Genomic DNA, 18247 nt, shown 5'->3' on the forward strand with positions numbered 1-18247 from the left:
CCGCTGGGCGTGAATCGCATCGACGTGCAGAGCGCGCGCGAGATGCTGGAGGCGGTGCTGCCGCGCGCGGCGACGCACCAGGTGTTCGTCGCGACGGCGGCGGTCGCGGACTGGCGCCCGGCGCAGACGGCCGAACACAAGATCAAGAAGAACGCCAAGGCCGGCGAGGCCGTGGCGCCCGCGCTGGCGCTGGCGGAGAACCCCGACATCCTGGCGACCGTGGCCGCGTTGCCGCACCCGCCGCTGTGCGTGGGCTTCGCGGCGGAGAGCCAGGACCTGATCAAGCATGCGCGCGAGAAGCGCCAGCGCAAGAACGTGCCGCTGATCGTGGCCAACATCGGTCCGGCGGCCTTCGGCCAGGACGACAACGCGCTGACGCTGGTCGACGCCCGCGGCGAACGTGAGCTCTCGCGCGCCGACAAGCTGACGCTGGCCCGCGAGCTGGTGCGCGAGATCGCGCAGCGGCTGACGACCTACGGCGCCTGAGGCGGGGCAGCCCCCGGCCTTGCCACCATCCTTCAGACGCTTCGATTTCCTTTTTCGACCGACTCCATGACCACCATCGATCTGAAGGTGCTCGACCGCCGCATGGCCGAGCAACTCCCCGCTTACGCGACGACCGGCAGCGCCGGCCTGGACCTGCGCGCCTGCCTGGACGAGGCGATCACGCTGGCGCCCGGCGACACCGTGCTGGTGCCCACGGGCCTGGCGATCCACATCGGCGATGCGGGTCTGGCCGCGATGATCCTGCCGCGCTCGGGCCTGGGCCACAAGCACGGCGTGGTGCTGGGCAACCTGGTCGGCCTGATCGATTCGGACTACCAGGGCCAGCTGATGGTCAGCGTGTGGAACCGCGGCAAGGACGTGTTCACGATCCAGCCGATGGAGCGCATCGCGCAGATGGTGATCGTGCCGGTGGTGCAGCCGACCTTCCGCGTCGTCGACGACTTCGACGCGTCCTCGCGCGGCGAGGGCGGATTCGGGTCGACCGGCAAGGCCTGATCGCGACACAGCCTCACGAGGGGAGGCGGCTGATTCTTTTGAGTCAGCAGAGGAGGCCGCCCAGCCTTGATGAGCGAGTGGCGGTCGAGCGTGTCGACGGCAGACTCTCTGGCTTTCATTGCTTGAAGGTCAGACCCATGCCTACGCCTCAGATCCCGCGACGTCCGATCACCACCGCGCTCGAACGCAAGGCCGAGGACGTCGAGAATGCCAAGGACGTCGAGAGCGCCGCCGACGCGCCCCTGGCGGGCGACGTTCCCCCGCCGCCGGCCGTGACGCCGCCGTCAGACGACGGATCGTCGGCCTTGTCGGCCTTGTCGGCGATTCCGGAGGGCTCGGCGGACTCGGCGGATTCGGCGGATTCGGCGACCGGCCGTTCGGTCTCGGCCCTGTCGTCGAGCGTCGACCGCGAAGCCGGCACAGGCTGGGGCGTCGGCAGCCTCATCGTGGGAGGCCTCGTCGGTGCTGTGGGCCTGGCAGGCGCCTTCGTGCACAGCGTGACCAACAGCATCGTCGATCACTACGACAAGGGCACCGGCAAGCCGGGAGCGCCGCCGTCCCATGCACCGACGCACGATCCGATGACGCCGGCCGCCACAACTGCCGACGATCAGAAGGTCGGTACGCCAGGCAAGACGCCGTCGAGGGCCTCGGCGATGGAGACCGCATTGAAGGACCTCGCCGTCTTCGACGCGCCGCCGGAGAACGACGTGCAAGCCATCCACGTGACGACCGATCCGCTCACCGTCGCACAGGTCGTGCCGCACCCCGTCCTCTGAGCATCGACGCTCAGTCGCCGTGACCGTGCCCTTCCTCGACGCCTGCGGCCGCGGCATCCACCGGCGCGCTCGCATTCACCCCGTCGAAGAAGAAGGGCTTGCGCGGCTTCTTCGCCGGCCAGACCTCGTTCATCGTCGGGATGTCGAAGACGCGGCCGCCCTGCATGACCTGGCTGATCCTGTCGCTCTGGCGGATGTCCTTGAGCACGTCGCCATCGAGGATCACCAGGTCCGCGAGCTTGCCCGGCTCCAGTGAGCCGATGTCCTTGTCCAGGCCGAGGTAACGCGCCGGGTTGAGCGTCGCCGTGCGGATGGCCTCCAGCGAGCTCATGCCGCCCAGGCCCATCATCCACAGCTCCCAATGCGCGCCCAGGCCTTCGCGCTGGCCGTGCGCGCCGATGTTCACCGACACGCCGGCGCGCTGCAGCTCGGTCGCGGTCTTCGCGACCTGGATGACGTTGAAGTCTTCCTCCGGCGCCGTTTCGCGGCGCACGCTGCGGGGCTCCAGCACAGCCTTGGGCACGAACTTGCTCAGGATCGGATGACGCCACACGTCCGTGCGCGCGTACCAGTAGTGCTCGCCGTCCAGGCCGCCGTAGGCGACGTTCAGCGTCGGCGTGTAGCCGACCTGCGTCTGCGGCCACAGCTGCTTCACGTCGTCGTAGACCTTGGCCACGGGCAGCGCGTGCTCCACGCCGGTGTGGCCGTCGACCACCATCGACATGTTGAGCTGGAACAGCGAGCCGCCTTCCGGCACGACCATCATGCCGGTCTCGCGCGCGGCTTCGAGCACCTGCTGGCGCTGGTCGCGCCGCGGCTGGTTGTAGCTCTTCACGCTGATCGCGCCGGCCGACTTCAGCCGCTTCAGATGCGTCTGCGCGTCGTCCAGGCTGTTGATGACCGCGGAGAAATCGGCCTTCGCGCCGTACAGCACCGTGCCGGTCGAGAAGATCCGCGGCCCGACCACGCGGCCGGTGCGCTGCATCTCCGACTGCGTGTAGATGTCGCTGGTGCGGTTGGACGGATCGTGCAGCGTCGTCAGGCCGAAGGCCAGCGAGGCGTAGTTGATCCAGCTCTGCTGCGGGACGATCTCGCTTTCGGCCATCGTGCCGTGCCAGTGCGCATCGATCAGGCCCGGGATCACCGTCGTGCCGGCCGCCTGGATCGTCTCCGTGCCCGCCGGGATCGTCACCGACCCGCGCGGCCCGATCGCAGAGATGCGGTCGCCGTCGACCAGGATCGCGCCGTCCTCGATGACTTCATCGGGCTTGCTCGCGCTCATCGTCACGATGCGCGCGCCGACGATCGCGATGCGGCCCTTGGGTTTGTCGGCGGTCAGCGTCAGCTTGATGGGCGCGCCGCGCTCCGCCGGTTTGAAGCCTGGCTGCAGCGCCTGCGCCAGCGGCACGGTGAACAGCTCGTTGCCCAGTGCGTAGTGCAGCGCATAGGGCTGCGACTTGCCGTCGCCCGACCACTGCAGGTCGTCGCCCGCGTTGACGTCGAGCTTCTTCACCGGCATCGCTTCGGCCTTCGGGCCGACGGTCTGCAGCTTGCCCGCGGGCGCGAGCGGCGTGACGTAGGTGTGGAAGCGTTCGGTGAAGCCCAGCCACTGGCCGTCCGGCGACACGGTGAAGCGGGTCGCGAATTCGCTCTTGGCGACGGCGAACTCGCTGCGCTCGACCAGGTTCAAGCGGATGAGCTGGTGATTCGAATCGACCTCGCCCGTGGTCTGCCTGCGCGTGACGTAGAGCGTGTCGTTGTCGGCGCCGAACTGGGGCGCCTCGCCGTCCTTGGTGACGCGGCGCGGCTGGCCCTTGCCGTCGGCGGAGGCGACGTAGACACCGGGCTCCAGGCTGTTCCAGGGCGAGGTCAGGAAGCCGCCCTTGGCCTTCTGGTACGCGACGGTCTTGCCGTCCGGCGAGAACGCCGGCGACAGGTACTTGCCGGGTTCCGTCGTGACGATGGTGTCGCGGCCGCCGGCCAGATCGAGCACGCGCACGCGGCCCTGATCGGCGTCGTTCCAGCTCAGGTAGACGATCTGTTTCCCGTCGCGCGAGAACGCCGGGAAGTACTCGAAGCGTTCCGTCTGCGAGGTCAGGCGGCGGGCTTCGCCGACCGGCTGGCCGTCGCGCAGCTCGCTCGTGTAGAGGTAGCCGGCGGAGGAGAACACCACGCGCCTGCCGTCCGGCGAGACCTTGACCCAGCGCAGCATCTTCGAGTCGAAGGTGGCGGGCGCGACCTCATGCGCGAAGCGCAGCGCGGGGGTGATCTGGCGCTCGTCCTTCACATGGAAGGGGATCTCGACGGCGCTGGACTTGAATGGGTCGATGCGCCACAGCTTGCCTTGCGCCCAGGCGACGACCTGCTTGGAATCGGGCATCCAGGCGATGCCGGGGTAGACGCCGTGCACGGACCAGGACTCCTGCAGGTCGCGTTCCATGCCGGTCCAGGCGGGGAATTCGCGACCGGTCTTCAGGTCCTTGAGGAACAGCGTGGTGCGACTGCCCGAGGCGTCGCGCAGGCGGCGGATGAAGGCGAGGTACTTGCCGTCGGGGGAGGGCGTCGGGCGGATCGCGCCGCCGGGGCCGGTGACGAAGGGTTCGCTGGTGCCGTCGGTCAGGTCCTGTCGGTAGATGCGGAAGATCTCGCCGGTGCTGTCCTTGTTGTATTCGAACTGGCGGCCCGGGGTGCTGTCCTGCGAGTAGTAGAGGAACTTGCCGTCGGGCGAGAGCGCGGGTTCGCCGAGGTCCTTCTGCCAGTTCGGCTTCTCGTTGAGCTGCTGGCCCTTGCCGCCGTCGACGTGATAGAGCCAGATCTCGCCGCTGCCCAGCGAGCGGGTGCCGGTGAAGTGCTTGCGGGCGGCGATGTACTTGCCGCCGGGATGCCAGACCGGGTTGTTGAGCAGGCGGAAGTCTTCGGTCGAGATCGCGCGGGCGTTGGACCCGTCGGCGTTCATGACCCAGATGTTGTCGCCTCCGCCGGCGTCGGAGACGAAGGCGATCTGCTTGCCGTCGGGCGAGAAGCGGGGCTGCATCTCCCACGCGATCGAATGCGTCAGTGCCTTGGCTTCACCGCCGACTACGGGCATCACATACAGGTCGCCGAGCAGGTCGAAGACGATCTGCTTGCCGTCGGGACTGACGTCGACCGACATCCAGGTGCCGGTGCGCACGTCGATGTTGGCGATCTTCTTCTCGCCGGGGGGCTGGTTGACGTTCCACTTCGCGGGGGCCGAGGCGGCCGCGGCAGGCGAGGGTGCCGCAGCAGGCGCGACGGGCGCGTCAGCGGCGAAGGCGGCGGCCTGCAGCGCGAGCCCGAAAGCGAACACGCCCGCGCGGGCGGGCGTGACGGTGAAAGCGTTCGGGACGGTGGTCGGCGAGGCCTGCTTCGTGAGCATCTTGTTCGTCATGGGGCACCCTGGGATGAAGAGTGCCGGCAGCATAGAGGCGGCCTACGCGCGACCCCGACCGGGTTTGCGAGGGCATGACGAATGGCCGTGCGAGGGGCGCGCCGTGCGCGCCTCGGCCTCAGAGCTTGACGGTGGTGACGCGTCCGGCCATCACCGGGGCGCCGTGTTTCTGGTCGGGCGCCGCGTTGCGGATCACCTCGTACTGGCCCACGCGAAGATTCTTGAACTCGAATCGCCCGGCGGCATCGCAGACCGCTCCGCGAACGGAGCCGTCGGCGTCGCTGATCAGGACGATCTGTTCACCGGGCGCGGCGTTGCCTTGCACGGTGCCCGTCGGGTCGGCGGCCAGGGCGGTCAAGCCCGTGGCGGCAAGCGCTGCGGCGATGACGACGGGACGGAGGGTCTTCAAGAGGCTCATGGCGGGGCAGTCCTTGGTGAACGCGGCGCCAGCCATCAAGCGGTCAGACAGTGAGGCAGCGCGAGGAATGATATCCAGCGTAGCAGTCCGGCCGGAGCGGATCCGATCGTCATGCGCGACGGTCGATGCTCGAAGATTCTTGTGCGCCGGACGCCATTCCGAAGCCATCCTGAAGTTGTCCCGAGAGGACCTCAGTTCATCTCGTCCGACGAGATCCAACGGAGCCCTGGTTTGGACTCGGTGACCGCCTTGAGCAATGCCGCGGCGATGCTGCTTGCCGGATTGATGCGCAAGCGCTTCGGCAGGACCGGCGTCAGGACGCGGATCAGCGCCATCGCCGCGTGTTCGGCGCGCCTGGTTTCATTCCGCTCGCCGCCGATCAGGCTCGGCCTGCAGATCGTCAGGGATCGGAAGCCGATGGCCTGGATGTCCCGTTCCACTTCGCCCTTGGTCCTCGTGTAGAAGAACCGGGAGTCCGCCGACGCGCCCACGGCGCTCACGATCGCGAAGGTCTCGACGCCCGCGGCGTGCGCGGCCTTCCCGAACGCGACGGGGAGCTCGTGGTCGACGTGCCGGAACGCCTCTTTCGACCCGGCCTTGGCCTGCGTCGTCCCCAACGCGCAGATCACCGCCTGCGGCCTGTACGACGCCAGCATCGGCACGAAGTCATCGAGTCGCGGGCAGACGGGATTCACCAGCTTGCGGGTAGGGGGCAGCGGCTTGCGCGTCGGCGCGATCACTTCGGAGATCGCGTCATTGGCCAGCGCGAGCGCCAGTGCGTGGCTTCCCACCAAGCCCGAGGCGCCGAGCAGCAGCAGTTTCATCGTCGAATCTCCTCGAACCTGTCGAAGCGATGCTCGGATGCTCTCAGGCCTGCGCCTTCTGCCACCGCTCGATCTCTTCGCGATGGTGCTGAATGTACGCGTGAAGCCGCGCGAAGCGCTTGCGCGTCTGCCAATCAAACATCCGCACGACGACCGGTTCAAGCAGCCATCGCAGCCACGTGGGTCCGACCGAAGGGGCAGGGCGCTCCGCCTCGCACGCGTGTGTCGCGGACCAGCGAGTCCCACTTCAAACGCCAATGATGGAAGTGGAAGGCGTCGAAGACGACTTCCGCGGGTGCGGGCATGTCGAACTCAAATCGCCGGTGCGCCATCGAGTACCTCTTCCGAGGGAACGTCCGTCACCATGCCCCATCGCTCGAACTCCGGCCTGAACTCGTCCGGGCTCAGCAAGCCCATGCAGGCGTGAGCGCCCGGGGTCAGGTCTTCTCCGCCCGCCAGGCGGCGTGCGAGCAGGATGGCCGCCATGCACGGGATCTCGGGGCCGTGATCGTCGTCGGCGGCGATGTGCCATTCCCGTCGCACCTGGCGGCCGGCGGAATCGTCGCCTTCCACGCGCACGACCATGCCGCCGAGCGCGGACCCGAGGAAGTCGAACGCAGGCGCCGTGGCCTGCATCAGCGCGGCCAGTCGCGAGGGTTGCTTCAAGAGCCCGATGCGCCGCAGCGTGGCCAACATGCCCATCGCCCGCTGCGTGAGACCGACTTCGAGCGCGGCCCTGAACATGACGCGATTCGTCACGCCGTAGCGCGCGGGGAAGAGCTCCAGATCCGGGATGTCGCACAGGGCTCCGAGGCGCGGCCGCAATCGGGCGAATCGGACGCGCGTGGGATCGGCCCAGCCCAGGCGTGACAACCAGCGTCCTTCGTCCCAGACCTGGATCGGTCCACCGCAATAGCTCAGCACGGCGGCGAGCGTCGCTTCTCCGCGTGGCGCGGTCTGTGCCGGCGCGATGCAGAGGTCGATGTTGCGGACGGTGCGCCACTGGTGCGTGAGCATCTCCACCACGGCCGAGGACAAGGCCGGCACGGTGCTCGCGCCGGAGATGCCGACGCGTCCCGACGCGCGGAAAGCCGCGTCCAGCGACGACGGGAAATCGCAGACGAATCGACGTCCGTCGGCAAGGTCGATGTAATGCGCGCCAGCCCGCGCAGCAGCCTGCGCGACGTCGTAGGACTGATCCTGGAACGGGCCGGCCGTGTGGATCAGCAGCTCGACGCCCAGGCGTCGGAGTTCATCGGAGAACGCGGTCGATGCCAGATCGATGGCGATGCCTTCGGCGCCTGATCCGAGTTCCCTGGCCAAGGCCGTCGCTCGCGCCAGGTTGCGCCCGCCGATCATCAATGCGATCGACGGATCGCCCGCCAAGGCGCGGCAGATGCGCGCGCCGAAGTTGCCGTAGCCTCCCAGTACCAGCGTCTTCAATTCGATGTCTTCTTCGATTCGATGGAAGGGCGGAGTCTACGGGGACGGAAGGTGGCGCCTCTCAAGGCCTCGGGCTGGTCGTCTTCAGTCCAGCAGGGCGTCCAGTTCGGACCACAGCGGGTCGCAGAGTCCCGGCCGATAGGCGGCCTCCCGGAACGTCGGATGCTCGCCGCGGTACACCTGCAGCATGCGCGCGTTGTCGTCCTTCACGGAGGCTCTCACGTTGGCCAGGCGATCGGCCGCCTTCACGATCAACGCGAGCTCGAGTTTCCCCGTGACCTCGGCCAGCTTCGCATAGGTCTTCGCCTTGCGCTCCTTCCGATTGGCGCCGGGCTGGTCGGTGAGCAGCGCCACGCAGGCCGCGATATCTGGTCCGAATCGATCGGCCACTTCCGCCAGGGTCACCGGCGTGTCTTCCACGGTGTCGTGCAAATACGCGGAGACGACGGCGGCCTCGCCGAAGGGTCCGGCGATCGCGGCCACCGCGTCCAGGTGGTGCACGTAGGGGTGCTCTCCATACATCTGTCCACCGTGCGCAGCAACGGCGAAAGCGCGAGCCTGATCTGGGAGGGAGGTGGTCATTGCCAGCAGTATGCGCGATCGGTTCGGATAGCATCGCGCCGGCAACAAACCTCTCCGCCGAACATGTCCTTCCGCCTCCTTGCCATCGTCGCATTGGCCTTTCAACTCGTCGCCTGCAGTGCCGTCGATCCGGCGTCCCTGAAGAAGCCAGCGCAGGCGCAGTCCATCGATCTGCCCCAGAACTTCGTCTACGTGACGCCGGTCGTCGGGATGGTGGGCAACAAGTTCAAGTACGAGCTCCTGTCCGGCAAGTACGTCGCGCAGCTCGCGGATGCCGACGGCGGCACCTACTTCCGCGGGCCCGAGGGCTCCGTCCGCATGTCGCAGGTCCAGGAGGGCGGGAAGCCTGTGGCCGAGGAGCGTGTCAGGTCCATTGAAGGCGGCATCTACATGCCGGCCAACCCGGCAGATCCGGCACGCATGTGGATCATCTACGGGACGGGCAAGTACGTCGACGGGATGCCGGTCGAGAACGCGCTCCCGATCGCAGTGACGGCCGCGCCGGGTGCATCGCCAGTCATGGCCGGCCTGGGAGCCGGCCTGGCTGCAGGCCTGGTCAACGCCATGATCGCCGCCGACACCGACCGCGGCAAGATGATCTTCACTGCCCATCAGGCGCCTGACCTTCGAAGTGTCATCACGGTCAGGAACGACTGAGATTCCACGGCGCCGATGACAGGCCCTGGAGACAACCGTCCTTCTTCGCGACACCCCATGAAGATCGCCATACTCGCCGCCATTGATTCCTTCGAGGCCGAAATCGTCGGCACCGGACGACGGGCGGCTTTCAGGAATGCCGAATCGGACGTCCGCCAGTTCCAACGATGGGCGCTGGTGTCCTACGTCCGCGGCAGGGATGTCGAGCTCACGCTGTGGGAAGCCGAGGCGGGTGCGGTTTCGACCGCAGTCGCGCAATGCGCGATCAGCGGCGAACTGACCTTCCGAAGCTGGCTGCCGTGGCGATCGGCGAATCGCCACATCTCCGTCAATCACGTGGCGCATGGGTCGGCCGTGGGGTTCTCGCGGCGATTCGGATATGACCGGCCCTGCCTGGAAGCGGTCGTCCGCAGGGCCAGTGGCGAATTCCCATTCACACCCCGGCATCCGTCCCGCGTCGGCGAAGACATGAAGTTCAATGCGCTTGTCGTGGAAGAAACCCGGGGCGATGGCGAAGGGGAAATCACGAACTTCTCGATCCCGGTCGGTCGAGAAGCCGATGCAGCACTGGAACTCCTGGCGCTGCTGGCTGCCGGACATGAAGTTTCATTGAGCGACGATGACGATGAGGGACTGGAGGGACTGCACATGCTGAAGCATTCACCCGACGGCCTGGTCATGCGGCAGGGCGGGCATGGCTGGTCCGGCACCTGGCAGCCCGTTGCTCGCGAGCAGGCCGTCGAAACCATCCTGTCGCTGGCGCCGCTCAATCGAGGTGGAAACGGGAGCGCGTGCGGCAGCTTCTCCCGAGCGCGGCCATGATGCGCCGTTCCAGCAGGCCGCGCCTGACAGTCTGGCTGTCGCCATTGATCGCGATGGCAGCGTTGACTGCGATGAGCGCGGCAGTCGCCGCCGACTCGTCGACGGCACCGTCGACCGCCGATGTGCGCTGGGCCTGCGAGCAGCCCGTCGTCGCGCGCGTGCGATTGACCAGCATCGGTCTTCAGGCGCCCGATGCGCCTTGCCTGGCGAGCGGCACCGACGAGCGCACGAACGACTGCCGCGTGGTCGTGGCCGAGGCCAGCGTGCTGGACCCGCTGCCGTCGATCGGCGGCCATCCTGGCCTGGAGCGCGCGCTGGCCGCGTCCTACGGCCGACCGCCGTCTCGCGTCACCTTCCGGTTCGCGACGCGGGATCAGGGCCCCGCGACCACGCCGCCGATCGAGCTGGTCGGCGTGACCGGCCTGCTCGCATTGCCCGAGCCACCGCGCTGGGGTGGCAGCAAACCGCGCGAGTGGTCCTTGGGCACCTTCCTGCCGGACACGCCCGCCACCAGCGGTGATCTCGATGCCGTGTGCAAACCGTTCCGACACTGGAGCGGCCTGCGCAGCGCCGCGATGCCGGAACAACTGGCAGGCGACTTCCCCGCCCGGCGCGAAGGGGCCGAAGCGCTCGGCAAACGTCTGGCCGCGCTGATCGGTCCGACGCCGCCCGACATCGCCGCCATCGAGCGGAGCTTCGGCGCGCGCATGGTGGATCCAGGTTTTGCCTATCCCGGTCGTTCCCAGACGCGCACCTTGGCCAAGCTGTCCCGGCAATGGGTCCGTATCACGAGGGATCACTACGATGAAAAGTCCGGGCCGCCCTCGGCCATCCTGCAGGTCGATCTCTCCGGCCCCCAGGCCCCGTCGCGCCAGGCGCCCTGGTGGGAACGCGATCCCACCGATGGCTGGGCGCATCCCTGTGTCACCTCGTCGATGATCGTGGACCACATCGGCGATGGCTGGGGCTTCTCCCGGATCAGCCTGCCTTACCGGGGGCGATTCATGCGCAGCTTCGCGCAGTACCGGGTCCAGCTGGAGTTCACCCCGCCGTACTACGCGAGCGGCCCTGAAGACGGCCGCGCGCCGCAACAGGAGTGCGTGAAGACCATGTACATCTACTACTCGCCGAATTCGGGATCCTGAATGGGACACACGGTGACGACCCTCCGTGCCGCGCCCGCATTCGTGCCTGCCCTCGCGCCCACTCTCGCGCGGTTGGGTCTGTCGCTCGCGATACTGGTCGCGATGCCGCTGGTGGCTTCGGCTGCGGATGCGACCACCGCTGCGGATGCGGCGAAGACCTTGACCGCGACGGACCTGCGGTGGCTCTGCGAACAGCCGGTGGTCGCGCGAGTGAAGGTGACGCGCATCGCCGTCGAGACGCCGGACGTGCCTTGTGTTGAGGGCCTGTCCCCGCAAGGCAGCTGCCGGATGGTCATCGCTGACGCCATCGTGCTGGAGTCGCTGCCGCTGCTCGGCGGCGCCCGGGGACTGTCGCTGCACGCGAAGTACCTGACGGAAAGCCCCAACCGCATCCGCTTCCAGCTCGCCGCACGCGACTACACGGCCGTCGCCAAGCCGCCGTTCGCGCTGGCCGGCATCGAAGGTCTGCTCGGCATGCGGCAGCTCCCGCCCGAGCCGTTGGGCAAACCCGTCGAGTTGTCAAAGGGCGTCTTCCTGCCGGGCACGGCCGCCGCGCAGGGCGACCTCGATGCGGCGTGCAAGCCGCTGCGGCACTGGAGCGGCCAGCAGCATCCGTCTCTGCCGGCGCAACTGCCTGGCGACCACCCGGCCCACACGGAAAGCGCCGAACGCCTGGCCCGCCGCCTGGCGGGCATGGTCGTCGCGACGCCGCCCGAGCCGGCGTCGCTGGAGCAGCGATTCGGCGCGCGACTGGTGACCGGCGGCGAGGCGACGCCCGACGAATCCGAATACCGGGGCCTGGCGCAACTCGAGTCCAGCTGGGTACGCATCCGACGCAAGGCCTGGAACCTTGCCACCGGCCGGCCTCGCGTCAATCTGAGCGTGGTACTGACCGATCCCTACACGGACGTCCGCAAGGTGCCGTGGTGGGACGACGACCCGTCCGATCAGATCCACAAGGTGCCGGCCTGCATCCGGCCGTCGATGGTGCTGCGGGAACTCGGCAACGAATGGCCGCGATCGGAACTCGGCCCGCCGTACCACGCGGCGTTCCGGCATCGATATCCCGACTACGAGGTCACCATCAACTTCATGCCGCATGGAAACGCCCGTGGACCGGGGCAGCCGCCGAACACCTCCGACGGCTGCATCGACCGGATGTACGTGTTCTTCGAGCCGAAGTGAGCGACTCATAATCGCGCATGAAATTCATCGTCGCAGTTCATGTCGATGGCGCGCAGGCGACTGCCGCCGCCGTGGCTTTCGAGGCCTGGGATGCCGCGGAAGCGACCAAGACCTATGTCTCGCGCATCGCCCATGTCGAGAAGGCCGTGCGCGGCGAGCTCGACCTGCGGGCACTGCCCTGCGTGATGCAACTGCTCCGCGAGCACAGCCTGGAGCCTGAGCTTCTCCTGATCGACGGCTTCGTCCATCTGGATGCCGACGACACGCCCGGCCTCGGCCAGCATCTGCATCACGCGCTGGGCGGCTCGGTGCCCGTCGTCGGGGTCTCCAAGAAGGGCTTGCCGGGCCTGTCGGCGCAGTTCGAGGTCATGCGGGAAGAAGAGACGCCGCCGCTGGTCGTGACCTGCGCGGGCATCGACATCGGCGCCGCCAAGGTGCGGCTGCGTTCCATGCACGGCAGGAAGCGCGTGCCCACGCTGATGAAGCTCGCGGCCCGGCTGGCGAAGAACAGTGAGTGACACCTGACTGATGACCCGTCGCTACGACTGAATGAGCCGACATGCAGATCCGTTTCAACTGCCAGGATGATTTCAACTCGTTGCTGGACTTGCTCGCCGATATGAGCGTTCATTACAACGGCACGAATGCGTCAGGGCGCGATGCCATCGAGCGCCACCTGAGGGAGCGGATGCTCGGACCGGATGCCGACGTGCGATTCGTCGTCGCAGTTGAAGCCGGCGTCGTGCGGGGCATGGCTGCCATCTCCTTGCTCTATCCAGCCCCGAAGGAGCGCGGACAGCTGTTCATGAAGGAACTCTATGTCCACAGTGATCATCGAGGGATGAACGTTGGCGAGCAGTTGATGAGATGGGTGGCCAGATACGCGGAGGAGAAGAACTGCGTGCGTTTCGATTGGACCGTGGATGCGGACAACGCCGGGGCCCTGAACTTCTACAAGCGGCTTCAGGCGGAGCAGCTCTCGAGCAAGCTCTACTTCCGGCTTTCGGGGGATTCGCTCAGGCAGCTCGCTCAAGGCGACGTGAGTGAATGACGGCGCGCAATGTCGGAATCACCCGGGTCGCAGCGGAGAGACGAATGACCTATCAGCCTGTGCCACTTCGGGACCTTCCCAGAGAACTCATCTTCCTTCAGGACATCGCCACCACGTCGCTGACGGAAGCGGAACTGGCGAGCCGTTTCGGTTTCGTGTTCGAGAACGTCGCCGATGACATCTCGGCCTGCGAGGTCTGCGCCATCAAGACGAGTGCCGGCGACCACTTTCTCGTGGTCTACAGGAAGGAGATCCGGGAATGGACAGCCGCCATTCGTACCGCGATGTCGGCGGAGCCTATCGAGACCTATGCCCCTCGGATGCTGGCTGCCTTCATCGCTGCGACCAGGTTTGATGTCGAGCACATCGACCCCCTCTGGCCTTCCATGGCTCCGGAGTCGACCTGAATAATCTGGACGCCTACTACTGCGTGCATCTCGGAAGAGGCTCCGGTTTGAGGTGTCCTGACGTTGACCCTGCATCCTCCGCTCCACTTGAACCCACCATGCCAGACTCCGTTGAAGATGCGTTGCGAGAATTTCGCGGACCGCGAAGCGTTCCCCGGTTGCTTGAGCGACTTCAAGTCTTTCCCGCCTCTGAGCTCTTCTCCAAGCTCTTTGCCTTCAGCGTGATGCGGCAGGGAAGTGAGCATCCCGTGGCGGCCAGTGCTGTCGCCCTCCATGCACTCAATCCACCTTGCTCGCTGCCCCTTGAAACGGCGATCGGCTCACTCCTACCCGAATGGGACATCAGCCTTGAGGAGGTGGTTTGGTATCTGGTCAAACAGTTCGGCGTCGCAGCTGTGATCTCCGCCGTGTCCACATATGAATTGCAATCCAACGGTTCGGAGGTGTCTGCAAGGCTCCGAGCCATTCGCTACTGGGCGGACATCCCCATAACGAGAAGTTAGGGGAAGCCGACGTGGCCCTCTTCGTCGGCGCCAACGATGTCGTGAATCCGGCCGCCAGGACGAATGTGTCCTCGCCCATCTTTGGCATGCCCATACTCAACGTGGCGGACGCCAAAAGCATCATCGTGCTCAAGCGAGGGAAGGGTGCAGGATTCTCGGGTGTGGAGAACGATCTGTTCGTCGCCCCCAAGACATCGATACTGTTCGGGGACGCGAGCCAATCGCTGATTCAACTCGGCGCCGAGGTCAAGGCGACGTAGGCGGTCGCAGATGCGGGGGGGCATGGAACTCGGCCAGGCCGTCAGGTCGGTCGTTCACCCGGGCAGGCGAGTGGGCGTCGAGCGCCGCCAGGCGCCGGTTGCGCAGGCTGGCGAGCGCGACCAGCGCGATGCACAGCCCGGCGCCGGTCATGAGCGTGCCGATGCCCGCGCCCGGACCGGACGGCAGCCAGGCCCAGAACGGGGTCCGCGGGCCCTGCAGCCAGGGACCGAACACCCGATCCGCGAGCGGCCCCGCGGCAGCGGCGCCCAACGGGCCGGACGCCCAGGCGATCAGGCGACGCGTGGCGAAGACGCGTCCCTGCGCGTCCAGCGGCACGGTGCGCTGCCACAGCGCTTGGCTGCTGCCGCCGATCAGCGGCCCGAAGAAGGTGTAGATGAAGATCGCCAGCGCGATGAAGACCGGCGCGCGCATCCAGCCGACCAGCCCGACGCCAGCCAACCCGGTGCAGGTCCAGAACAGCAGGATGGCCGTCACCGGCCGGCGCGCCGGACCGCCCCAGGCGCCCATCAGCAGCGCGCCCGCGATGCCGCCCGCCGCGCCGGCGGCCTGCACCTGGCCCAGCGCGACGGCGTCGCCCCCGGTCACCTGCAACACATAGGGCACCACCAGCGCTGTCGCAAGCGAGAAGAAGAAGTTGGCCGCGAAGAAGATCAGCTGCAGCGTGAGCAGGTCGCGCCGCTGCGCGAGGTAGGCGAAGCCGTACCACGAGTCGCGCCAGAGGCTTCGCGCGGCGCCTGCGGCGGCGAATGGGCGTTCGGGGATACGTACCGACACCAGCAGCGCTGCTGCGGCCAGCGATCCGGCCAGGTTGAGCCACAGGATCGCCGGCAGTCCCATTGCCGCCAGCAGCACGCCGCCCAATGCCGGGGCGAACACCTTGGCACCGTTTTCCGCCAGCGAGGTGAAACCGTGGACGCGGCCATAGTGGCGGGCGCGCACGACCTCGGACGACACGGCGGCGAACGCCGGCCAATGGAAGGTCTGGGCGCCGCCGTTGACGACCGCGAACAGGTAGAGATGCCAGACCTGCAGCGCCTGCGCCTGCAGCAGCGCTAGCGTAGCCGCGGCGGTGCACGCGGCCGCCAGGTCGCCGACCAGCATCAGCCGCTTGCGTGACAGACGGTCCGCCAGCGCGCCCGCCAGTGGACTCAACAGCAGGAACGGCAACAGATAGGCGGTGATCAGCAGCGTGACCGAGGTGGCATGGTGCGTGCGCTCGAAGACCCAGATGCCCAGCGCGAACTGCGTCGTGCCGCTGGCCACAAGCGACGAGAACTGGCCCCCCAGCAGCCGGGCCAGCGACAGACGCGACGGCGACGTCGGTTCAGCCATGTGCCAGCCGGTCCTTCACGCGGCACAGATCCACTGCATCCTCCGCGCTGTCATCCTGGATCATCCGAAAAGTCGCAATTGAAAGCAGAGCCGCACCAAAGACTGGAATGATGGTTCTCTTCCGCATCAGTGGATTGTCACGCCTGTTCGGACGTGTGCTTCGCGCCGTGCGAGTGAAGAGCCTGGCATGCCTCCAAGGCTCAATCCCGGCAGTAGCCTTCCCCCGCATGAACCGTCAGGCATTTCGTCTTGCCCGCGAGCCACTTCATCCCTGTGGCGTCGCCGTCCGTGGCCTTGATCGACTCCTGCTTGCCGTCCCGCTCGAAATGCACGGCGCCGTCCTGCCCGACGCCTTTGAACGTCCGTTCGGCATCCAGGTCCTTGATGCGGACGTAGTAACCGCCGCTGCCCATGGCGTCCAGCTGCAGGTAGGTGCCTTCCGGCCCGTTCCAGCGGCCGAGCCAGTTCTGCCCGGGGTCAGTCGTTGACGCTGCGGGCGACGACCCCGATGGCGTCGCCGAACTCGCGGCCGAACTCGTCGATGACGTCGACGAGCCCCCGCCGTCGCAGCCCGCGAGGGTCAAGGACAGTGCAATGATCGAGATTGCGGTCAATTTCATGATGGCCCTTTCAGTTTTCCACGAAGCCCTGTGCGATCGCTTGATCGACTCCGGGTTCCTGCGAGCAAGCAAGGTGCCCGACCTCAGGTGGAGGCACTCGTTGGAAGGTACAGCCAGTACGCCAGGAGACGTCGGTGGCCTTTTCGAATTTTGAGATCACGCTGTCGGCCCGTCTGACGCCCGGGCAGGTGATGGAAGCTTTTGCGGACCTCGTCCCGCTCGGAGCGCGCATCGACGTTCAGGACGAATTCCCGGAAGAGCTCGGCAAGGTGTGGGCGCAGATCAAAGGAACCGACGATCCGGACTGGCCGAGCTTCCTGTCCGTGATGTGCGCGGACGATTGCGGTCTCGGGTCGCATGAGGACTTGACCCTCGCCGTGCGCTTGTGGGCGCGGTTCGGCGTGAACGCCTTGTGCCACACCTATCCATTCGTTGAAGAGGTGGATCCGCGCGATCCCTATTGGGCATTGGCATGCATCGAAGGGCGATGGCACCTCGCCGATACCAGCGGCACACGTCTTTGGGGCGACGGGGACGGCAAGGTCCGGTTGGTCCGTGCGGTGGAGATCCCCTGGTGAAGGAGCCTGCACCGACAGGTCTTCCGTGCGGCCCACCTATCATTGGCGCAACTGGAGACCCGTCTTGCCCCATTTCATCCTTCATCACAGCGCCAACCTCGTCGAGCTCGACGTGAGTCGCTGCCTCACCGCCGTGAACGCCGCGCTTGCCGAGTCGGGACATTTCGATGAAATCGACATCAAGAGCCGCGCGTTCAAGGCGGACGACTTCCTGGTCGGCGTGCAGGCAAGCGGCCGTGCGTTCGTGGCCGGCACGCTCTCCGTGCTGACGGGGCGCAGCGACGAGACGCGGCGCGAGATGGGCGCGATCGCGCTCAAGGCGCTCGCGTCCTGCATTCCCGCATCGCCGGAGCTCCACATCCAGGTGTCGGTCGAGGTCGTCGAGATCCAGCGCGAGACCTACGCCAAGACCATCATCGGTGGTTGACCCGCGGCCATGATGAAACTCTCCCCCATCAAGATCGTCGCCGGCCTCGCGGCCGTCGTCCTGGCCGTCGCCGGACTGTTCTTCGCCTCCGAAGCGCGCCAGGGCGTGGTCAACATGTTCTCCGTCATCCGCCTGAGCTCGCCGGCGAAGCCTCCGCAAGCCGCCCGACCGGCCGATGTCGGCGCCATCGCCTCCGGCGTGCGCGTCATTCCCATCGGCGTGTCCCCCCAGCCGAGCCGGACCGCAGCCTCGGCCAACGCAGGGCGGTCGGACGGCCGTTGATGCAAGCGCCCCGTCGCTTCGACGACGCCCTGATGGTTCCGCCCGGTGCGCAGGGTGCGGTCGACGCCGCCTTGCTCCCGGCGCTTCGGACATGGTGTGAAGGCGGTGCCTTCCCGCGGATGACCCAGCCGTTGCGCGTGGCCAGCATCGCGCCTCACGCTGGTCTGGATGGCGTTGCCTGTGAGCTGGACGGCAGCCATGCGCTGGCACGGCTGGGCCGCTGGCGAGGCCTGGGGTGGCGCCTGCAGCTCCTATGGCGCGAGTCCGTGACGGCGCGCGGCGCTCAAGCGAGCGATCCCTGGGATTGCGGTTGGTGGCGCGAAGGACCGCTTGGCGCTGTCGAGGCGTTCCGACCGCGCCGGGCCACGCTGCTGATGCTGCGGGAACCGACCCCCGACGTTGCCGCATCGCTGCTGTCCACGCTGCGCGCGAACAGCTCGACCTATGCCCACCCGGTGCGCGTGTTGGTGGTGTCCAAGGAGGCCGTCGCTGATATCGT

Annotated in this window: 23 protein-coding genes; 16 read left to right on the plus strand and 7 right to left on the minus strand. The window is 67.2% G+C overall.

Annotated elements, in window-relative coordinates:
* The 3 genes from VF536_RS23100 to VF536_RS23110 form a co-directional block, all read left to right on the plus strand.
* On the plus strand, positions 1–486 hold a 486-nt coding region (locus tag VF536_RS23100), incomplete at its 5' end, for a phosphopantothenoylcysteine decarboxylase (RefSeq protein ID WP_331617250.1).
* A gap of 66 nt (positions 487–552) precedes the next feature.
* Positions 553–1002, plus strand: a complete 450-nt coding sequence (gene dut / locus VF536_RS23105) for a dUTP diphosphatase (RefSeq protein ID WP_331617251.1) — start codon at positions 553–555, stop codon at positions 1000–1002.
* A gap of 137 nt (positions 1003–1139) precedes the next feature.
* Entirely contained in the window at positions 1140–1781 is a 642-nt protein-coding gene (locus VF536_RS23110; protein ID WP_331617252.1) for a hypothetical protein, read from the plus strand.
* A gap of 10 nt (positions 1782–1791) precedes the next feature.
* On the opposite strand, the gene VF536_RS23115 is transcribed toward VF536_RS23110, so the two are convergent.
* The 5 genes from VF536_RS23115 to VF536_RS23135 form a co-directional block, all read right to left on the minus strand.
* Positions 1792–5190 carry an amidohydrolase family protein gene (locus tag VF536_RS23115; RefSeq protein WP_331617253.1) on the minus strand — a complete coding sequence of 1133 codons (3399 nt, stop codon included), beginning with the start codon at positions 5188–5190 and terminating at the stop codon, positions 1792–1794.
* A gap of 118 nt (positions 5191–5308) precedes the next feature.
* Positions 5309–5608 (minus strand): carboxypeptidase-like regulatory domain-containing protein, encoded by a 300-nt coding sequence (locus VF536_RS23120; protein ID WP_331617254.1) that lies wholly within the window; start codon positions 5606–5608, stop codon positions 5309–5311.
* 191 nt (positions 5609–5799) lie between these two features.
* A complete protein-coding gene (locus VF536_RS23125) occupies positions 5800–6432 on the minus strand; it encodes an NAD-dependent epimerase/dehydratase family protein (protein ID WP_331617256.1) in 633 nt (210 codons plus the stop codon).
* 312 nt (positions 6433–6744) lie between these two features.
* Complete coding sequence (locus VF536_RS23130; RefSeq protein ID WP_331617257.1) at positions 6745–7875, minus strand: saccharopine dehydrogenase family protein; 1131 nt, start codon at positions 7873–7875, stop codon at positions 6745–6747.
* A gap of 84 nt (positions 7876–7959) precedes the next feature.
* Positions 7960–8397 (minus strand): HD domain-containing protein, encoded by a 438-nt coding sequence (locus tag VF536_RS23135; protein WP_331617258.1) that lies wholly within the window; start codon positions 8395–8397, stop codon positions 7960–7962.
* Positions 8398–8406: 9 nt separating this feature from the next.
* Here VF536_RS23135 and VF536_RS23140 point away from each other — a divergent pair, with 9 nt between their 5' ends.
* From VF536_RS23140 to VF536_RS23180, 9 genes are all read left to right on the plus strand, one after another.
* Positions 8407–9114, plus strand: coding sequence for a hypothetical protein (locus tag VF536_RS23140; protein WP_331617259.1), 708 nt, complete (start codon positions 8407–8409; stop codon positions 9112–9114).
* 57 nt (positions 9115–9171) lie between these two features.
* Entirely contained in the window at positions 9172–9936 is a 765-nt protein-coding gene (locus tag VF536_RS23145) for a hypothetical protein (RefSeq protein WP_331617261.1), read from the plus strand.
* Positions 9933–11081 (plus strand): hypothetical protein, encoded by a 1149-nt coding sequence (locus VF536_RS23150; protein WP_331617262.1) that lies wholly within the window; start codon positions 9933–9935, stop codon positions 11079–11081. Before VF536_RS23145 ends, VF536_RS23150 begins: the two co-directional genes overlap by 4 nt.
* Positions 11082–11093: 12 nt before the next feature.
* Positions 11094–12266 (plus strand): hypothetical protein, encoded by a 1173-nt coding sequence (locus VF536_RS23155; protein WP_331617263.1) that lies wholly within the window; start codon positions 11094–11096, stop codon positions 12264–12266.
* 17 nt (positions 12267–12283) lie between these two features.
* Entirely contained in the window at positions 12284–12784 is a 501-nt protein-coding gene (locus VF536_RS23160; RefSeq protein WP_331617264.1) for an endonuclease V, read from the plus strand.
* 41 nt (positions 12785–12825) lie between these two features.
* Entirely contained in the window at positions 12826–13317 is a 492-nt protein-coding gene (locus VF536_RS23165; RefSeq protein ID WP_331617265.1) for a GNAT family N-acetyltransferase, read from the plus strand.
* A 44-nt stretch (positions 13318–13361) separates the two neighbouring features.
* Entirely contained in the window at positions 13362–13724 is a 363-nt protein-coding gene (locus VF536_RS23170; protein ID WP_331617266.1) for a hypothetical protein, read from the plus strand.
* A 98-nt stretch (positions 13725–13822) separates the two neighbouring features.
* Complete coding sequence (locus tag VF536_RS23175) at positions 13823–14227, plus strand: hypothetical protein (RefSeq protein ID WP_331617267.1); 405 nt, start codon at positions 13823–13825, stop codon at positions 14225–14227.
* Positions 14228–14238: 11 nt separating this feature from the next.
* Entirely contained in the window at positions 14239–14487 is a 249-nt protein-coding gene (locus tag VF536_RS23180) for an NAD(P)(+) transhydrogenase (Re/Si-specific) subunit beta (protein WP_331617268.1), read from the plus strand.
* Here VF536_RS23180 and VF536_RS23185 read toward each other — a convergent pair.
* Positions 14474–15841, minus strand: a complete 1368-nt coding sequence (locus VF536_RS23185) for an MFS transporter (RefSeq protein ID WP_331617269.1) — start codon at positions 15839–15841, stop codon at positions 14474–14476. The genes VF536_RS23180 and VF536_RS23185 overlap by 14 nt on opposite strands.
* A gap of 200 nt (positions 15842–16041) precedes the next feature.
* Complete coding sequence (locus tag VF536_RS23190; protein ID WP_331617271.1) at positions 16042–16533, minus strand: hypothetical protein; 492 nt, start codon at positions 16531–16533, stop codon at positions 16042–16044.
* 62 nt (positions 16534–16595) lie between these two features.
* Between VF536_RS23190 and VF536_RS23195 the strand changes: the two genes are divergently transcribed.
* From VF536_RS23195 to VF536_RS23210, 4 genes are all read left to right on the plus strand, one after another.
* Entirely contained in the window at positions 16596–17039 is a 444-nt protein-coding gene (locus VF536_RS23195; RefSeq protein WP_331617272.1) for a hypothetical protein, read from the plus strand.
* A gap of 64 nt (positions 17040–17103) precedes the next feature.
* Complete coding sequence (locus VF536_RS23200; RefSeq protein WP_331617273.1) at positions 17104–17466, plus strand: 5-carboxymethyl-2-hydroxymuconate Delta-isomerase; 363 nt, start codon at positions 17104–17106, stop codon at positions 17464–17466.
* Positions 17467–17475: 9 nt separating this feature from the next.
* Positions 17476–17748, plus strand: coding sequence for a hypothetical protein (locus tag VF536_RS23205; protein WP_331617274.1), 273 nt, complete (start codon positions 17476–17478; stop codon positions 17746–17748).
* The coding region (locus VF536_RS23210) for a hypothetical protein (protein WP_331617275.1) at positions 17748–18247 on the plus strand (500 nt) is incomplete at its 3' end. The genes VF536_RS23205 and VF536_RS23210, both read left to right, overlap by 1 nt.

The organism is Roseateles sp., assembly GCF_036486225.1.
GTDB lineage: Bacteria > Pseudomonadota > Gammaproteobacteria > Burkholderiales > Burkholderiaceae_C > Roseateles.

Coding starts and splice junctions, on each gene's coding strand:
- dut (WP_331617251.1), top strand. CDS start 553: ATGACCACCATCGATCTGAAGGTGCTCGACCGCCGCATGGCCGAGCAA.
- VF536_RS23110 (WP_331617252.1), top strand. CDS start 1,140: ATGCCTACGCCTCAGATCCCGCGACGTCCGATCACCACCGCGCTCGAA.
- VF536_RS23115 (WP_331617253.1), bottom strand. CDS start 5,190: ATGACGAACAAGATGCTCACGAAGCAGGCCTCGCCGACCACCGTCCCG.
- VF536_RS23120 (WP_331617254.1), bottom strand. CDS start 5,608: ATGAGCCTCTTGAAGACCCTCCGTCCCGTCGTCATCGCCGCAGCGCTT.
- VF536_RS23125 (WP_331617256.1), bottom strand. CDS start 6,432: ATGAAACTGCTGCTGCTCGGCGCCTCGGGCTTGGTGGGAAGCCACGCA.
- VF536_RS23135 (WP_331617258.1), bottom strand. CDS start 8,397: ATGTATGGAGAGCACCCCTACGTGCACCACCTGGACGCGGTGGCCGCG.
- VF536_RS23145 (WP_331617261.1), top strand. CDS start 9,172: ATGAAGATCGCCATACTCGCCGCCATTGATTCCTTCGAGGCCGAAATC.
- VF536_RS23150 (WP_331617262.1), top strand. CDS start 9,933: ATGATGCGCCGTTCCAGCAGGCCGCGCCTGACAGTCTGGCTGTCGCCA.
- VF536_RS23160 (WP_331617264.1), top strand. CDS start 12,284: ATGAAATTCATCGTCGCAGTTCATGTCGATGGCGCGCAGGCGACTGCC.
- VF536_RS23165 (WP_331617265.1), top strand. CDS start 12,826: ATGCAGATCCGTTTCAACTGCCAGGATGATTTCAACTCGTTGCTGGAC.
- VF536_RS23170 (WP_331617266.1), top strand. CDS start 13,362: ATGACCTATCAGCCTGTGCCACTTCGGGACCTTCCCAGAGAACTCATC.
- VF536_RS23175 (WP_331617267.1), top strand. CDS start 13,823: ATGCCAGACTCCGTTGAAGATGCGTTGCGAGAATTTCGCGGACCGCGA.
- VF536_RS23185 (WP_331617269.1), bottom strand. CDS start 15,841: ATGGCTGAACCGACGTCGCCGTCGCGTCTGTCGCTGGCCCGGCTGCTG.
- VF536_RS23205 (WP_331617274.1), top strand. CDS start 17,476: ATGATGAAACTCTCCCCCATCAAGATCGTCGCCGGCCTCGCGGCCGTC.